Here is a 447-nt window from a genome sequence, read left to right as displayed (position 1 = left end):
AGAAACGCCATGGACACTGCAATATCAACATTCAGCAAGAATTTAGCTGGTGTGTTGGAAAGCCTGAGGTCACCTTGGTCAAACGGTGTCATCGAGGGTATCAATCGTAAAATCAAACAAATCAGTCGCACTGCCTACGGTTACCGCAATCAACTCAACTTCTTCCGTCGCATCCGCACACAATTGGTTCACCTACGAATCATTCCCGCTTAAAAAGAAAAAACCGGAATAATCGACGATTTTAGTCAGAATTTCCTCCGACCAACGCCATTTGACAAAGAGCCAAAAAACAGGATCTTCTCAAAAAGAAGAAGGTCCTGTTTTAATCGTTATTTTTGTTTAGTCCAACGTTGCGGCCAAGTCCTTGATGTATTGCTTCAAGGCTTCACCTGTTTGTGGGTGGTTCAAACCGTATTCAATGTTAGTCGTCAAGAAACCAATCTTTGA

At 42.5% G+C, this 447-nt stretch carries 1 protein-coding gene and 1 pseudogene; one reads left to right on the top strand and one right to left on the bottom strand.

Going from position 1 to position 447, the window contains the following annotated elements:
- The coding region (locus EST42_RS08195; protein ID WP_167711190.1) for a transposase at positions 1 to 213 on the top strand (213 nt) is incomplete at its 5' end.
- Between the two features lie 126 nt (positions 214 to 339).
- On the opposite strand, the pseudogene EST42_RS11175 reads toward EST42_RS08195, so the two are convergent.
- Positions 340 to 447 (bottom strand): annotated as a pseudogene (locus tag EST42_RS11175) (UTP--glucose-1-phosphate uridylyltransferase); the annotation flags it as partial.

Source organism: Weissella cibaria (assembly GCF_004521965.1).
In the GTDB taxonomy this organism is placed as follows: Bacteria; Bacillota; Bacilli; order Lactobacillales; family Lactobacillaceae; genus Weissella; species Weissella cibaria_A.
This window is presented reverse-complemented; position numbering and strand designations above follow the sequence as displayed.